The organism is uncultured Microbacterium sp. (assembly GCF_963524805.1).
Classification (GTDB): domain Bacteria; phylum Actinomycetota; class Actinomycetes; order Actinomycetales; family Microbacteriaceae; genus Microbacterium.
This window is the reverse complement of sequence record NZ_CAURGG010000005.1, coordinates 85,981-100,322: the sequence shown is the minus strand read 5'-3', so window position 1 is coordinate 100,322 and position 14,342 is coordinate 85,981. Positions and strand designations below refer to the sequence as shown.

Here is a 14,342-nt window from a genome sequence, read left to right as displayed (position 1 = left end):
AGCCGTGACCATCCCTGTGAACGTCGACAACTTCGCCCGCGCCGAAACCGGCCGCATGTTCCGTGATCTGCAAGCCAACGCGGGGGGCGTCAATCGTTTCCGGCACAACCGCGCGCCTGCGGCGATCGACGACCAGACGGTCATCCGGCTCAACCGGGACACCCTGTACAGCATCGCGGTCGTCGACCTGGATGCGGGGGCGACGCTGACTCTGCCCGATGCGGGCGACAGATACCTGTCCGCGATGATCGTGAACGAAGACCACTATGTGAACGCGATCTTCCACGAGCCCGGTCAGCACGAGCTCACCGAGGAGCACCTGGGATCACGCTATGTCGCGGTCGCCGTGCGCATCCTCGCCGACCCGGTCGATCAGAACGACATCGACGAGGTCACCGCGCTGCAGGACCAGATCCTTTTGACCAGCGGCTCCGCTGACCCCTACGACTACCCGGACTACGACACCGCATCGCTCGACGAGACCAGGAACGCTCTTCTGGCCCTCGCCCGCAATCTGACCGCTTTCGACGGCACCTTCGGATCGAAGGATGAGGTGAACCCGGTCAGGCATCTGATCGGCACGGCGGCCGGGTGGGGTGGCCTGCCGAGCCATGAGGCCTCCTACATCGGCGTCGATCCCCGGCTGCCGGTCGGGCAGCATGAACTCACCGTCGGCGATGTTCCGGTCGACGGATTCTGGTCCATCTCGGTCTACAACGCGAAGGGCTTCTTCGAGCCGAACGCACGACACGCGTATTCGATCAACAACATCACCGGCGTGAAGAACGCCGACGGCTCCACGACGGTGCGGTTCGGCGACTACCCCGAGGGAGTTCCCAACGTGATTCCGGTCACCGAGGGATGGAACTACCTGGTTCGGCTCTACCGGCCGCGCGCCGAGATCCTCGACGGCACCTGGAGCTTTCCCCGCCTCGACGCGCAGCCGTCCTCCTGAGGGCAGTGAGCTCGGGCGATCAGGGACTCGTCTGACGCAGCGGCGTGATCGACCGCTCGATGAAGCGCGCGTCCGAGAGCACGCGTGCCTCCAGCAGCGTCCGGGTCGCCTCCTCGACCTCGTCGAGCAGGTGGTCAGCGGTGGCTCCGGCGACGGCGCCGCTCTTCACGGCCTCGAGCGACGTCTGCGCCCACAGCGCGAAGGCCGCACGGACGCCCATCCCGTTGTAGTGATGGCCGGGGGTGTCGCGCACGCCCCGGCTCCTCGGGAAACCCCAGTCAGGAGGCAACGTCCACGGCCAGATCGTCGCGGCGGCGACGTACTCCTCGTCGACCTCCGCATGGGTCACATCCTGCCGCCCGGCCGGGGCGTAGTGGCCGATGCCCGTCTCGGCGAACAAGTCGTCCACGGTGCCCGGAACCGTGTCGATGGTCCCGGCCAGGGCTGCCTGCGCCTGCTGCGGCAGGAACGGGACGACGGCCCAGGCGGCGAGCGCGAGCAGCCCGACGACCGTCAGCGCGGACACGGCCCAGATGACGGCCACCGTGAACTTGTTCATGCCTGAAACGCTATTTCGTCCGTTCGATCCATGCCAATCGGGACATCGGTCGCCGTCGCCCGGACCTCTGGGGAATGATTTCTGCGGACGCGCGGGCGGGCGTACCGTCGGACTATGACCGAGCAGCAGCTGTACGAGGTGGTGCGCGCCGAGCCGGACTTCGAGCTGCGCCGCTACCCCGAGCATGTCGTGGCAGAGACGCTCATCCGCGACGCCGAGTTCGAGGATGCCGGCAGTCGCGCCTTCCGCTACCTGTTCGGCTACATCTCAGGCGACAACACCGCCCGCCAATCGATCGAGATGACCGCCCCGGTCGTGCAGTCCCCGGCGCGAGGATCCCGCATCGCGATGACCGCGCCGGCCGTGCAGGAGCAGTCCCCGGACGGGTTCGTCGTCGCCTTCGTGCTGCCCGCCGGCATGACCGAGGCCACCGCTCCGGCGCCGAGCCGCCCCGAGGTTACCCTGCGCACCGTCCACGAGAAGCTGAGCGCCGTGCTCCGATTCTCCGGCCGGTGGACCGAGTCGTCGTGGCAGAAGCACCGCAAAGACCTGCTCGCCGCCGTCAACGAAGCCGGCCTCACCGTGCTCGGCGAGCCGCGCTTCGCGCGCTTCGACCCGCCCTACACACCGTGGTTCCTGCGCCGCAACGAGGTGCTCGTCGACGTCGCCGAGAGCAGCTGATGACGCCGACGCGCATGCGGGCCGTCGTGCGTGAGCGCTACGGCTCGCCCGAGGTTCTGCGCATCGCGGATGTGCCCGTGCCGACACCGGCCGCGGGTCAGGTGCTCGTGCGCGTCGTTGCGACCTCGGTCAACCTCAGCGACTGGGAGGGTCTGCACGGCTCGCCGGCGTACGCGCGGTTCGGTGGGCTGCTCCGTCCGTCGCGGCCGATCCTGGGGTCGGACATCGCCGGGGTCGTCGCCGGCGTCGGGGCAGGGGTGACGCGGTTCGCGCTCGGCGACGCGGTGTACGGCGACATCCTCTCGATGCCGGGCGGATTCGCCGAGTACGCCGTCGCTCCCGAGCGCATGCTCGCCCACAAGCCCGCCGAGCTGTCGTTCGCCCAGGCATTCACGATTCCGCAGTCCGGAGCGATCGCGGTGCAGGCGGTTGCGCGGGCCGAACCCGGGGATCGGATGCTGCTCAATGGGGCCGGGGGAGGCACGGGGGCCTTCGCGATTCAGCTGGCCGCGGCAGCCGGCATCCACGTCACCGGCGTCGACAACGCCGCCAAGCAGGACCTCATGCGCGCCCTCGGCGCGGCCGAGGTGATCGACTACGGCGCGGAGGACTTCACGACGACCGGCCCCTATGACCTCATCGTCGATCTGGTCGCGCGCCGTTCGGTCTTCGCCTATCGGAGGGCGCTCGCACCCGGCGGCACGTACCTCATCGTCGGCGGCACCGCGCGGGCGCTGCTGCGGGTCGTCACGGTAGGCGCGCTGATCGGGGCGGCGACCGGTCGGCGGCTGTCCGTGCTGGCGGTCAAGCCCGGTCCCGAGCAGTTCGGAGCGCTCGCCGCATGCTGCGCCGACGGGTCGGTGCAGATCCATATCGATCGCGTGTTCGCCCTGGAGGAGGTGCCGGAGGCGCTGACATATGTCGGCACCGGACGAGCGCTCGGCAAGGTCGTGATTCTGATCGATCCGTCGGCCGACAGTTGACCGATTGACCGCTGGAGGCTGTCGGTCGTCCGTGGCAGGGTCGTGTCATGAGCTACGCGGAGCGCTTTCTCGACGGCTACCTCGACGCCTGGCGCACGAACGATCCCGACAGCATCCGAGCCCTGTTCGCGCCCGACGCCACCTATCGCAGCGGCGTGCGCGATCTCGAGCCGGCAACCGGCGCCGACGCGATCGTCGCGCACTGGCTCGAGGAGCGCGATGAGCCCGGCACGTGGTCGTACACCGGCGCCGTCGAGCTGCAGACCGAGAAGGCAGCGGTCATCCGGGGCGTGACCACATACACCGACGGGCCGAAGTCGGGCGCCTATGCGAACGTCTGGCTGGTGCGATTCGACGATGACGGCCGGGCGAGCGAGTTCCAGGACTGGTGGTTCCCGCAGGAAGCCTGAGCGTCGCGCAGCTACACCCGCCCGCTCTCGTACGCCCACATCGCGACTTCGACGCGGTTGCGCGCCCCGAGCTTGAGCATGATGCTCGCGAGGTGCGCTTTCACGGTGCCGAGGCTCACATAGAGCTCTGCCGCGATCTCGGCGTTCGTCCGTCCGCGTGCAACGGCGCGCAGCACGTCCTCCTCGCGCGGGGTGAGCGGCTCACTCGGGGAGCTGACGGATGCCGAACCCGCGGCCGCGAACGCCGCGAGCAGCCGCACGGTGACGGACGGGTCGATCAGCGCGTCGCCGGCGGCCGCGGCCCGCACCGCATCGGCCAGGAGCGTCGGGCCCGCGTCTTTGAGGAGGAACCCCCGCGCGCCGGCCTTCAGTGCGGCATAGACGTACTCGTCGAGGTCGAAGGTCGTGATCACCACGATCGCGAGCGCGTCGGCCGCATCACCGGCGAGGATGCGCGTGGCTTCGATGCCGTCGAGGATCGGCATCCGGATGTCGAAGAGCCCGACGTCGGGGCGCAGCTCACGCGCGAGCCGCACCGCCTCGCGGCCGTCAGCGGCGACGCCGGCGACCTCGATGTCGGGCTGCGCATCGAGCAGCAGGCGCAGCCCTTCCCGCACGACGGGCTGATCGTCGGCGAGCAGCACGCGGATCATCGGTCGACTCCGAACGGCAGGTTCGCCTGAACGACCCATCCGGTGGTCTCTGGCCCTGCCGTGCAGGTTCCGCCGAGCAGGGCGGCGCGCTCCCGCATGCCTGCGAGCCCGTAGCCGTGGCCGCGTGCGGTGCTCGGGCGGCCATCATCGGCGATGCGGATGCCGACCTCCCGCGGCCCGACCGTGACGATCACCGCGATGGAGGTGGAGCCGCGGGCGTGCCGTCGGCTGTTCGTGATTGCCTCCTGCACGATGCGATACGCCGCGGTGCTCACCGCCGACGGCACCGTTGACGCGTCGCCGCGCACATCGAGTGCGACCGGCGGCTCGCCGGGCGCCGTCGTCAGGGCGGTGAGGTCGGCGAGGGTCGCGGTCGGCGACCGGGGCGCCGCATCGTCGGCGCGCAGCACGCCCACCATCGAGCGCATCTCGCGCAGGGTCTGCGCCGCTTCGCTCTCGATGACCCGCAGCGCCTCGTCGGCGGCGACGGGGTCGGTCCGGCCGGTGAGCAGACCGGCTTGGGCGCGCACCGCGATGGCCGACACGTGGTGGGCGACGGTGTCGTGCAGGTCACGGGCAAGGCGCTCGCGCTCCTCCAGCCGCACCCGCTCCAGCCGCTGCCGGCGGGCGGCGTCGCTCGTGCGGAAGACCACGCCGAGCATGACGCACACCGTGACGACCGCGATGCCGCCGACGACGTTCTGCAGCTCGCCGGTGCCCGTGACGAAGGAGCGGATCATGCTCGCGATCACGACCGCGCCGCCGAGAGCGATGGCGCGGCCCGACCCCCAGCGCGCGAGTGCGTAGATGAGGATCAGCAGGCCGGCGAGCACATAGCTGTCGGTCGTGCGGATGCCCGCGAACCCGCGGATCGCGTCCCACACGAACAGCGTGCCGAACGCGAGCGCGATCATGAGCCCCGGACGGGTGCGCCGCCACAGCAGCGTCGGCAGCACCGCGAGCTCGACCGCCAGAGTCGCCCACCGCCACGGCAGGTCGGGCCGCAGCACGGCTTCGACCACCGCGAGCACGACGAGGACGCCGACGAGCACCCCATCGCGCCACACGTGCGCGGGGGCGTCGGGGGCGGCCGGCATGTCCCAGGCTGCGCGCAGCATGCGCCTCACGGGTGCATCATACGGGCGGGTGCGCTTCCGCGCCGGGCGCCGCCGGGTGCGGGGGAGCGCCGGATGATGATCTCGGCCACAGCGAGGTTGATCACCCAGCCCGCGGTCATCGCGATCGTCTTGCTCGTGGTGTCGAGGCCCCCGGTCGCAATCATCCACGGCACGGTCGTGAGCACCTGCGTGCCCGCGCCGAGGCCGATCGCGTACGCGCGCATCATCCACGCCCGGTGGGTGGCGAAGTCCCGGCGCAGCACCGCCGCGAACCCGAGGACGAGCGCGGCGATCATCACAAGCCCGAACACCCAGCGGATGAGCGGCAGCTTGCCGCCGTCAGCCGCGGGAAGGTCGTAGACCGTCGTCATCCAGAGACCGGATGCCGCCGCCACCAGCCCCGCCGGGACCAGGACGCGGCCGGCGAGGCCATGATATCGCGGATGCCGCTGCCGCAGGCTCGGCACGAACTGGAACGCCCCGAGCCCGCAGTACACGGTGGCACCGACGATGTGGAGGATGACCGGAAGCGGGAGGGCGAAGAACCGCGCGTTGTCGGGGGTGACGTCGGCGCCGCTTGCGAGCGACGTGAGCCGCAGGGCACCGGCGAGCACGGGGATCGCTGTCAGCACGAGGAGCGACGCGGGAATGAGCCACTCGCGGCGGCTCGAGCGGGGACGGGCGATCGTGAGGGTCATGGCTCGATGCTCGCGTGGTGGGGTGGGGCCGCACATCGGCCGAACGGCCAGGTTTGCCGTGGAGGGTCAGTGGTGTCGCAGGGTTTCGATCTGCGGCCGGTAAACTTGGGGGAGCCAGCCTCTGTAGCTCAATGGAAGAGCAGTTCCGTCCTAAGGAAACGGTTGGGGGTTCGAGTCCCTCCAGGGGCACAGCTGTTTTTTACCTCTGACCAGGGATTCCTTCTGTGGTCAGACCACAGAAAAGGCGGTTTTGCCCGTTTTTTGCCCGCATTTCTCAAACTCTGGGCGCGCCGACAAGCCGCTTCAAGGCCCTTCGTTGGGCGTCTTGGAGGGCCGAAATCAAGCGTTTCGCACGGGATCCCGCCCGTCGAAAAAGTGAGCAATCTGCTCTCGGCTGTTACTGCAGTCGTTGTGGTCGGGCGTACCGGGTCTGCGGACCCGAAGGCAGCGCCACCAACGGCATCTGCGCATTCAGTCGCGTCGCGACTTCGTCCAGATCGTCCTCGAAGAGGTCGGCGTATGTGTCGAGTGTCATCGCAGCCGACGCGTGGCCGAGCATCCGCTGCACGGCCTTCACGTTTGCTCCAGAGCTGATCGCGAGCGACGCGGCGGTGTGACGGAGGTCGTGCGGCGTGAGCCGCGGAATCGACGGGTCGATCTCCTGCGCCCGCCGGACCGCATTCGCGAACCATCCCTTGTCGCCCGAGTTGCGCATGTGATTGACTCCGTCGCCGAACAGCAGACCTTCCGGGCCCTTGCCGGCGCATGCGTGCTCGATCATCGGGGCGAGGCGCGCGGGGTAGGGCACCGAACGCCGCTCCTGCGTCTTGGGCGTGCCGACGTGGATCTCGTAGGCGATCATGACCGCGTTCTCCTCGATCACCAAACGCCGCCGCAGTCGGTTCACGCTGCGCAACCGCAACCCCGTCGCCTCACCCCAGCGCAGACCGCAGTAGGCAAGCGTCAAGACCAGTGTCGGATGCGCCGAGCACGCCGCGAGCGTCGCCACCTGGTCATGTGAAAGATAGATGCGGCGCTTGCCGGGCCCGTGCCGCGGAAGATTGCGTACATTGCGGGCCGGATTGCTCGCGAGGCGACGATCGTCGATTGCAACATCGAGGATGCCGGCCAGAATCCCCAGCGCGCGAAGAACGACGGTGCGCGACTTCCTTGTCGCGAGATCTGACACCCAATCCTGAACTTCGGAGCGCCGGATCGACGAGATCTCCCGGTCGGCCCACACCGGCGCGACGTGGTTCTTCCACGCCTGCTCGAGCGTCGCGTAATACGACGGCTTCGACATCGGCGGCTGCTTCGATTTCAGCCAGCTGTCCGCGAACATCCGGACCGGAACCCGGGATGAGGACGGATCGATGTACTCGCCTTTCGACTTCGACACCGTAACCATGGAGAGGTACAGCTTCGCCTCGCGCATCGTCGTGAACCCGCGCTTCTCTGCCTCAGAGCGATCAGGCTTGCGATAGCGCACGCGGTAGCGGCGGCCCTTCGTCGTCTCGTACGGGGTGATGTAGCCCATCTCGACCTCCGCTCACTTACGGCCCGACAGTGACCATTGAGACAGTGTCGGACACTGGCCCGAGGCCGTCAACGCGGTCGACGAGAGATGTGGATAAGTGGCGGAAGACGTCGTCAAGTGGTGTTTTTTTGGAGGGGCGCCTCCCTCCGACGCCGAAAGTGTAGCGGTCGATCGCGCCTCCGTTTTCGCCGCTCACTTCTCGCAGACTCCGCGCTGGCGCGCTCCGCTTAGCAGCCGTTCGACAACGAGCACTGCGCCGCGCGTGATCGCTCATGCGCTGATTGTCGGACAGGCGACGGGTGGCACAACCCCATTTCGTTTGACGACGTACGTTTGGAAAGCAATGGACCTGAGGTGCCGCTTGCAGAAGGTGACAGTCGCTGAACTGGTAACGCTTCGGGTGGGATGCACGCCTCCAACGCGACGCGATCTGCGATCGACACTCCGGTGCCGATCGCTCATTGCTAGTCAATGATGATGGGTAGCCTTCAAAGGTGAGAACAACCGACATAGCGAAGGTGCGATCCACCCTCTGGGCCGCAGCCGACGAACTGCGCGCAAACTCGAAGCTGACGCCGGTCCAGTATCGCGACCCCGTGCTCGGGCTCGTCTTCCTCGCCTACGCGGAGAACCGCTTCGAGGAGTTGCGCTGCGAGGTCGAGGCAGACCGCAGCCCGCGTAACCCGGCCCAGCCCGCCGACTACAAGGCGAAGTCCGTCCTCTACGTCCCTGACGAGGCTCGTCTTTCGCACATCGTCGGCCTGCCGGAGGGCGACGACATAGGCAAAGCGGTCGATGAGGCGATCAAGGCGATCGAGGCGGCGAACCCCGAGCTGAAGGACATCCTCCCGCGCGGTTACCAGAAGCTGGAGCGTGCGACCCTCATCGAGCTGCTTCGCCTGTTCGCCCCGCTGCCGACCCAACTCTCCGGCGACGCGTTCGGGTTCATCTACGAGGATTTCCTGTCGAATTTCGCCGCCCAGGAGGGCAAGGGCGGCGGCGAGTACTTCACCCCGTACTCGATCGTCCGGCTCATCGTCGAGATCCTTGAACCGTTCCAGGGCCGCGTGTTCGATCCGGCGTGCGGGTCGGGTGGCATGTTCGTACAATGCGCGAAATTCGTCGAGCGCCACCACGAGTCCGCCACCCGCAAGCTGTCGATTTACGGCGCGGAGAAGACGGATGACACAGTGCCGCTGGCGAAGATGAACCTCGCCCTGCATGGTTTGTCCGGTGAGATTCGTCAGGCCAACAGCTATTACGAAGACCCGCACAAGGCGGTGGGCGCGTTCGATTATGTTATGGCCAACCCGCCGTTCAACGTCGACAAAGTCAAGAAGGAACAGCTCGCCGGCGACAAGCGGTTCCCGTTCGGAATGCCGAACGCCGACAACGCGAACTACCTGTGGATCCAGCAGTTCTACTCCGCCCTCACCAACACCGGCCGGGCCGGGTTCGTCATGGCCAACTCCGCGGGCGATGCTGGGCACTCCGAGAAGGAAATCCGCAAGCAGCTCGTCGAGAGCGGCGCCGTCGACGTCATGGTCGCGATCAGCTCGAACTTCTTCTACACCGTGACCCTGCCGGTCACGCTCTGGTTCCTCGACAAGGCCAAGTTGGGCACGCCCCGCGAGGACACGGTGCTGTTCATCGACGCCCGGCACACCTTCCGCCAGATCGACCGCGCTCACCGCGACTTCGTGCCCGAGCAGATCGAGCTCCTCGCCAATATCGTCCGCCTCTACCGCGGAGAGGACATTGAATCCAGCGCAGGCGGCGACGCGCTGCTCGCCGTGTACTTCCCGGCGGGGCAGTACACGGATGTCGCGGGCCTGTGCAAAGTCGCGACGCGCGCCGAGATCGAGGCGCAGGGCTGGAGCCTGAACCCCGGCCGCTACACCGGAACAGCCGCCACGGATGACGACGAGGAGGACTTCGCGATCAGGCTGGAGGAACTCTTCGAGGAGTTCACCCGGCTAAGTGACGAGGCCGTTCACCTGCGAGCAAAGGTGGATGCCGCAGTTCAGGGGATTCTCGACGCATGAGCGGATGGGAAACGGTCGGGATTGGCGAGGTTGCCCAAATCATTAACGGTGATCGGGGTAAGAACTATCCGTCCGCGCAACATAGGACAGATTGGGGCATCCCGTTCATCAATGCGGGCCACCTTTCCGGTGGCCGTGTTCGTCTCGATGCCATGGATTTCATTCCGCTAGAGCGCTTCGACCTTCTTCGCGGCGGGAAGGTCGAGACCAACGATGTGCTGCTGTGTATTCGAGGATCGATCGGAAGGTGGGCACTCGTTACGCCCGAGGTCGTGCCTGGCGCGATCGCATCGTCCCTCGTGATTCTCCGACCCGGTTCTCGAGTCCTTCCGCGATTCCTGGCCTCCTACTTGGCTTCGCCTGAAGGCGCCCGTGCCCTCCTCGCCAGCGACAATGGCGCGGCGCAGCCAAACGTCGGCGCGCAGCAGGTGGCTCGACTCCAGCTAGCACTTCCACCCATCCAAGCCCAACATCGAATTGTCGGTGTTCTCGATGCCATCGACGATTTGATCGAGGGTAATCGCCTGCGGATTTCTGTGCTGGAGGCGATGGCGCGGGCCATCTACCGGGAGTGGTTCGTGCGCTTCCGTTACCCCGGCCACGAATCCGTCCCGCTCGTCGACTCCGCCATCGGGTCCATCCCCGAGGGGTGGAGCGCGACTCAACTTGCCGATGTCGTGACCACCCAATACGGCTACACCGAGTCAGCGAGCACCGAACCCATCGGTCCTAAGTACCTGCGCGGCATGGATATCAACAAGCAGAGTTGGGTTAACTGGTCGACTGTTCCGTATTGCCCGATCGATCAGGTTGCGAGATCCAAGTTCAAGGTCGAAGTTGGCGACGTGTTCGTTATTCGAATGGCTGACCCAGGCAAAGTCGGCATCTGCGAAGAGGATGTTGACGCCGTGTTTGCGTCGTACCTGGTCCGACTTCGTCCCGACATCACGCAACTGCTGCCGTATTTCCTATTCTTCACGTTGCTCGACGACCGCTACCAGGCGTGGGTAACGGGAGCAAGCACAGGCTCGACGCGCAAGAGTGTGAGCGCCAAGGTCATGACCGAACCACTAATCGTGCTCGCGCCGATGTCTATTCAGGACTCCTTCGTCGATGCGGTTCGGCCGCTCCGCGAGACCATGCGCACGCTCACTCAGTCGAATGCTCGCCTGGCAGCCATCCGCGACCAGCTGCTGCCGCGTTTGGTGACGGGCCAGATCGACGTAACATCACTCAACCTCGACCGTGTACTGGAGGAGGCGGTCGCATGATGGCGGCGCACGGCCCGGAGGCCATGTTCGTGGAGGAGCCGAGCATGCAGCTCCTCGCCGAGCTGGGCTGGTCTCGGGTTGATGCGTGGCAGGAGACGCTCGGTGCGAACGGCACGCTTGGCCGTGACTCGCAGCACGAGGTCGTCCTCATCCATCGCCTGCGCGCCGCGATCCGCCGGCTGAACCACGCCGGCGTGCCGGAGTCGGTGATCGAGGAGGCGGTCGGGGCGGTGGCGAAGGACCGCTCGGTCATGGATCGGGTGCGGGCGAACCGTGAGGTGTACGACCTGCTCCGCGATGGCTACCGGGCTGAGTGGGTCGACGAGGGCGGCGACAAGCGCATCGAGCTGCTCCGGTATCTCGACCTGGCGAACCCGGGGATGAACGATCTGCTGGCGGTGCAGCAGATGTGGGTGAAGGGCAGCCTGCACAGCCGCCGCCTCGATGTGGCGCTGTTCGTCAACGGCATCCCGCTAGTACTGATGGAGTTCAAACACCCGAACGAGGACGTCAAGAAGGGCTTCGACGACAACATCACCGACAACCGCGACACAATTCCGCAGCTGTTCGTGCCGAACCTGTTTGTGCTGGTCTCCAACGGCACCAAGGCGAAGGTCGGGTCGACGTATTCGCCGTGGGAGTTCTTCGGTGACTGGAAGGTCACCGACGCGAAGGGCGCCCGCGGTAAGATCGCGTTGGAGACGGCGCTGCGCGGCACGTGCGATCCGGGGGTGCTGCTCGACCTGTTCGAGAACTTCGTCGCGTACATGGAGCGCCCAGGCGGGCTGATCAAGGTGATCGCGCGCTCGCATCAGTACTACGGTGTGAGCGCCGCGATCGAGAACCTTCACCATGCACGGGCTGCGCAGGACAAGCGGCTTGGAGTGTTCTGGCACACGCAGGGGTCGGGCAAGAGCTTGTCGATGCTGTGGTTCACGCAGAAGGTGCTGCGGCAGGTGCCGGGCAAGTGGACGTTCGTGATGGTCACCGACCGGAAGGAACTCGACACCCAGTTGCACGGCGAGTTCGCCGACGCCGGGGCGATCCCTGCCGGGGCGCAAGTGCACGCCGAGTCGATCGCGGGCCTGCGCGCGCTGCTGGCAGCGGATCACCGGTACGTGTTCACGCTGATCCAGAAGTTCCAGCCCGCAGGGGCCGAGAGGGAGATGCCAGTGCTGTCGACCCGGTCGGACATCATCGTCATCACCGACGAGGCGCACCGCTCCCAGTACGACACCCTCGCGCTGAACATGCGCCGGGCGCTGCCAGCGGCGTCGATGATGGGCTTCACCGGCACCCCGTTGATCGCCGGCGAGGAGCAGGCGACCCGGGCTCAGTTCGGCGAGTACGTGTCGATCTACAACTTCCGCGATGCGATCGAAGACGGTGCCACGGTGCCGTTGTACTACGAGAACCGCATCCCCGAGCTGCAACTGATCAACCCGGACTTCTCCGACGAGCTGGAGCAGATCCTCGACGAGGCCGAGGCTGACGACGAGGTTGAGGGCGCCCTCGTCCGGGCGATGGGCAACCAATACATGCTGCTCACCCGCCCGGAGCGGCTCAAGACGATCGCGAAGGACCTCGTGCGGCACTTCGTCGGCCGCGGGTTCTCCGGCAAGGCGATGTACGTCGGCCTCGACAAAGCCGCCGCGGTGCGCATGTACGACCTCGTGCAGGACACGTGGGCCGCGCACCTGGCCGAATTGAAGGTGCAGCACGACGCTCTGCCGGAGTTGGAACGTCCGTGGCTGGCTTCCCGGATCGCGCTGATGGCGTCGACCGATATGGCCGTAGTCGTCTCGCAGAGCCAGAACGAGCTAAAGATGCTCGACGACCAGGGCCTGGACATCCGCCCCCACCGGGCGCGCATGATCGTCGAAGACCTCGCGGAGAAGTTCAAGGACTCCGAGGACCCGCTGCGGATTGTATTCGTCTGCGCGATGTGGATGACGGGGTTTGATGCCCCGAGCGTATCGACGGTGTACCTCGACCGGCCGATGCGCAACCACACCCTCATGCAGACCATCGCCCGCGCCAACCGGGTCTTCCCCGAGAAGGACAACGGCCTCATCGTCGACTACGTCGGCGTGTTCCGAAACCTTGAGAAGGCCCTCGCCATTTACGGCGCGGCCTCGTCCGGCGACACGCCCGTTGACATCATCGACGCCCTCGCCGGCGAGCTCGACACGGCGGTCGCCGAGCTGATCAGATTCTGCACCACCGTCGGCATCGATCTCATGGCGATGCGCGACGCCACCGGGTTCGACCACATCGCCAAGCGCGACGCAGCTGTCGAGGCGCTACTTGTCAACGAGGCCACCTGGAACGACTACCTGGTCCATGCACGATTGATCAAGCGGTTGTTCAAGGCGCTGCTGCCTAACCCGAAGGCCGCGGCGCAGCAGCGCACCGTGGCCGCCATCCGTGTGCTCGCCGAGCGGATCGCCAAGGTCACCAAGCCCCCGCAGCCCGACATCAGCGGGGTGCTCGACGCCGTCGATGCGCTGCTGGACCGTTCGGTTGGAGCCGAGGAGTACGTCATCCGCGCCGCCGCCGACGGCGTGCAGCCTGACCCGCTGCTTGACCTCTCGCAGATCGACTTCGAGGGACTCGGGCGCAAGTTGGCCGGACGCAAGCGGGCCGAGACTGACCGACTCGCACAACTACTGCTGTCGCGTGCGATCGCGGACGCGACCCGCAATCCGACCCGCTACGAGTTAGTCGAGCGCATCGAACAGCTCATCGCCGACTACAACGCCGGCAGCGTGAACAGTGATGAGTACCTCAAGCGCCTCATCGAGATATCCCAGACCCTCACCCATGAGGAAGAGCGCGCCGTGCGGGAGGGGATGACCGAGGAGGAACTGGCGATCTTCGACCTGCTTACGCAACCCGACCCAGTCCTTACCGACGAGGAACTGCAGCGGGTAAAGGGCAGCGCGAAGACCTTGCTGGAGCATCTCCATGAGAAGCTCGTCCAGGACTGGCGACGCAAGGTTGACGTCATGAGCGACGTCAACAGCACGATACGCTCTGTGCTCGACGCCGGCCTGCCGGAGCCCTACACGATCGACGTCTTCCAGACCAAGGTTCAACTCATCTACGACCACGTGCTCTCCGCCTACGGCGACAATGGCGAGAGCGCGTACACCCCGCGAGTCGACTTCAACATCCTCGAGAACACGGCGGTGGAGTACGGTGGCGCCGTCGACCTCCACCGGATCGCGGACGACGTTGTGCGCCGAATTCTCGCCGACCCAACCTTCGCCGCTCAGGTAGCCCAACAGCTGCATGCTGTGACGGCACCCGCCCACGATGGAGAAACGCCCGGCAGTTGAGCCGAACGGGGCATTGCTCGAACGTTGCTGTAGACGGCGGCAAGGAGAGCGGTCAGCAGCGCTGCGAGCCGCAGAGTAACGCCCGCCTGCT

Annotated in this window: 12 protein-coding genes and 1 tRNA gene; 8 read left to right on the top strand and 5 right to left on the bottom strand. The window is 66.6% G+C overall.

The features are described 5' to 3' along the window. Positions 1–4 precede the first annotated feature (4 nt). Complete coding sequence (locus RWQ91_RS11385) at positions 5–955, top strand: DUF1214 domain-containing protein (RefSeq protein ID WP_314506058.1); 951 nt, start codon at positions 5–7, stop codon at positions 953–955. A 19-nt stretch (positions 956–974) separates the two neighbouring features. Here the strand turns inward: RWQ91_RS11385 and RWQ91_RS11380 are convergent, their stop codons facing one another. Continuing rightward, the gene (locus RWQ91_RS11380; protein ID WP_314506057.1) at positions 975–1,514 is read right to left on the bottom strand and encodes a hypothetical protein; all 540 of its coding nucleotides are present in this window, start codon (positions 1,512–1,514) and stop codon (positions 975–977) included. 114 nt (positions 1,515–1,628) lie between these two features. Between RWQ91_RS11380 and RWQ91_RS11375 the strand changes: the two genes are divergently transcribed. From RWQ91_RS11375 to RWQ91_RS11365, 3 genes are read left to right on the top strand one after another with little or no spacing between them, the layout of a single operon-like run. Then, positions 1,629–2,195 carry a heme-binding protein gene (locus tag RWQ91_RS11375; protein ID WP_314506055.1) on the top strand — a complete coding sequence of 189 codons (567 nt, stop codon included), beginning with the start codon at positions 1,629–1,631 and terminating at the stop codon, positions 2,193–2,195. Continuing rightward, complete coding sequence (locus RWQ91_RS11370; RefSeq protein ID WP_314506053.1) at positions 2,195–3,178, top strand: NAD(P)-dependent alcohol dehydrogenase; 984 nt, start codon at positions 2,195–2,197, stop codon at positions 3,176–3,178. The genes RWQ91_RS11375 and RWQ91_RS11370 overlap by 1 nt, the downstream gene beginning before the upstream one ends. A gap of 47 nt (positions 3,179–3,225) precedes the next feature. Next, on the top strand, positions 3,226–3,588 hold the full coding sequence (locus RWQ91_RS11365) for a nuclear transport factor 2 family protein (RefSeq protein WP_314506052.1): 363 nt from the start codon (positions 3,226–3,228) through the stop codon (positions 3,586–3,588). 11 nt (positions 3,589–3,599) lie between these two features. Here RWQ91_RS11365 and RWQ91_RS11360 read toward each other — a convergent pair whose 3' ends face one another. From RWQ91_RS11360 to RWQ91_RS11350, 3 genes are read right to left on the bottom strand one after another with little or no spacing between them, the layout of a single operon-like run. Then, positions 3,600–4,241, bottom strand: coding sequence for a response regulator transcription factor (locus RWQ91_RS11360; RefSeq protein WP_314506051.1), 642 nt, complete (start codon positions 4,239–4,241; stop codon positions 3,600–3,602). Continuing rightward, a complete protein-coding gene (locus tag RWQ91_RS11355) occupies positions 4,238–5,359 on the bottom strand; it encodes a histidine kinase (protein WP_314506304.1) in 1,122 nt (373 codons plus the stop codon). The genes RWQ91_RS11360 and RWQ91_RS11355 overlap by 4 nt, the downstream gene beginning before the upstream one ends. Positions 5,360–5,364: 5 nt before the next feature. Further along, the gene (locus RWQ91_RS11350) at positions 5,365–6,057 is read right to left on the bottom strand and encodes a DUF2306 domain-containing protein (RefSeq protein WP_314506049.1); all 693 of its coding nucleotides are present in this window, start codon (positions 6,055–6,057) and stop codon (positions 5,365–5,367) included. 117 nt (positions 6,058–6,174) lie between these two features. Here RWQ91_RS11350 and RWQ91_RS11345 point away from each other — a divergent pair. Next, positions 6,175–6,246: transfer RNA gene (locus tag RWQ91_RS11345), tRNA-Arg, on the top strand. A 208-nt stretch (positions 6,247–6,454) separates the two neighbouring features. Here the strand turns inward: RWQ91_RS11345 and RWQ91_RS11340 are convergent. Then, positions 6,455–7,594: a site-specific integrase gene (locus RWQ91_RS11340; protein ID WP_314506046.1), complete on the bottom strand. Its 1,140-nt coding sequence runs from the start codon at positions 7,592–7,594 to the stop codon at positions 6,455–6,457. A gap of 494 nt (positions 7,595–8,088) precedes the next feature. On the opposite strand from RWQ91_RS11340, the gene RWQ91_RS11335 reads away from it, so the two are divergent. The 3 genes from RWQ91_RS11335 to RWQ91_RS11325 are packed head-to-tail and all read left to right on the top strand — an operon-like array spanning position 8,089 to position 14,251. Next, a complete protein-coding gene (locus RWQ91_RS11335) occupies positions 8,089–9,639 on the top strand; it encodes a class I SAM-dependent DNA methyltransferase (protein ID WP_314506044.1) in 1,551 nt (516 codons plus the stop codon). Then, the gene (locus RWQ91_RS11330) at positions 9,636–10,910 is read left to right on the top strand and encodes a restriction endonuclease subunit S (protein ID WP_314506042.1); all 1,275 of its coding nucleotides are present in this window, start codon (positions 9,636–9,638) and stop codon (positions 10,908–10,910) included. The genes RWQ91_RS11335 and RWQ91_RS11330 overlap by 4 nt, the downstream gene beginning before the upstream one ends. Then, on the top strand, positions 10,907–14,251 hold the full coding sequence (locus RWQ91_RS11325; protein WP_314506301.1) for a type I restriction endonuclease subunit R: 3,345 nt from the start codon (positions 10,907–10,909) through the stop codon (positions 14,249–14,251). Before RWQ91_RS11330 ends, RWQ91_RS11325 begins: the two co-directional genes overlap by 4 nt. Positions 14,252–14,342: the final 91 nt, after the last annotated feature.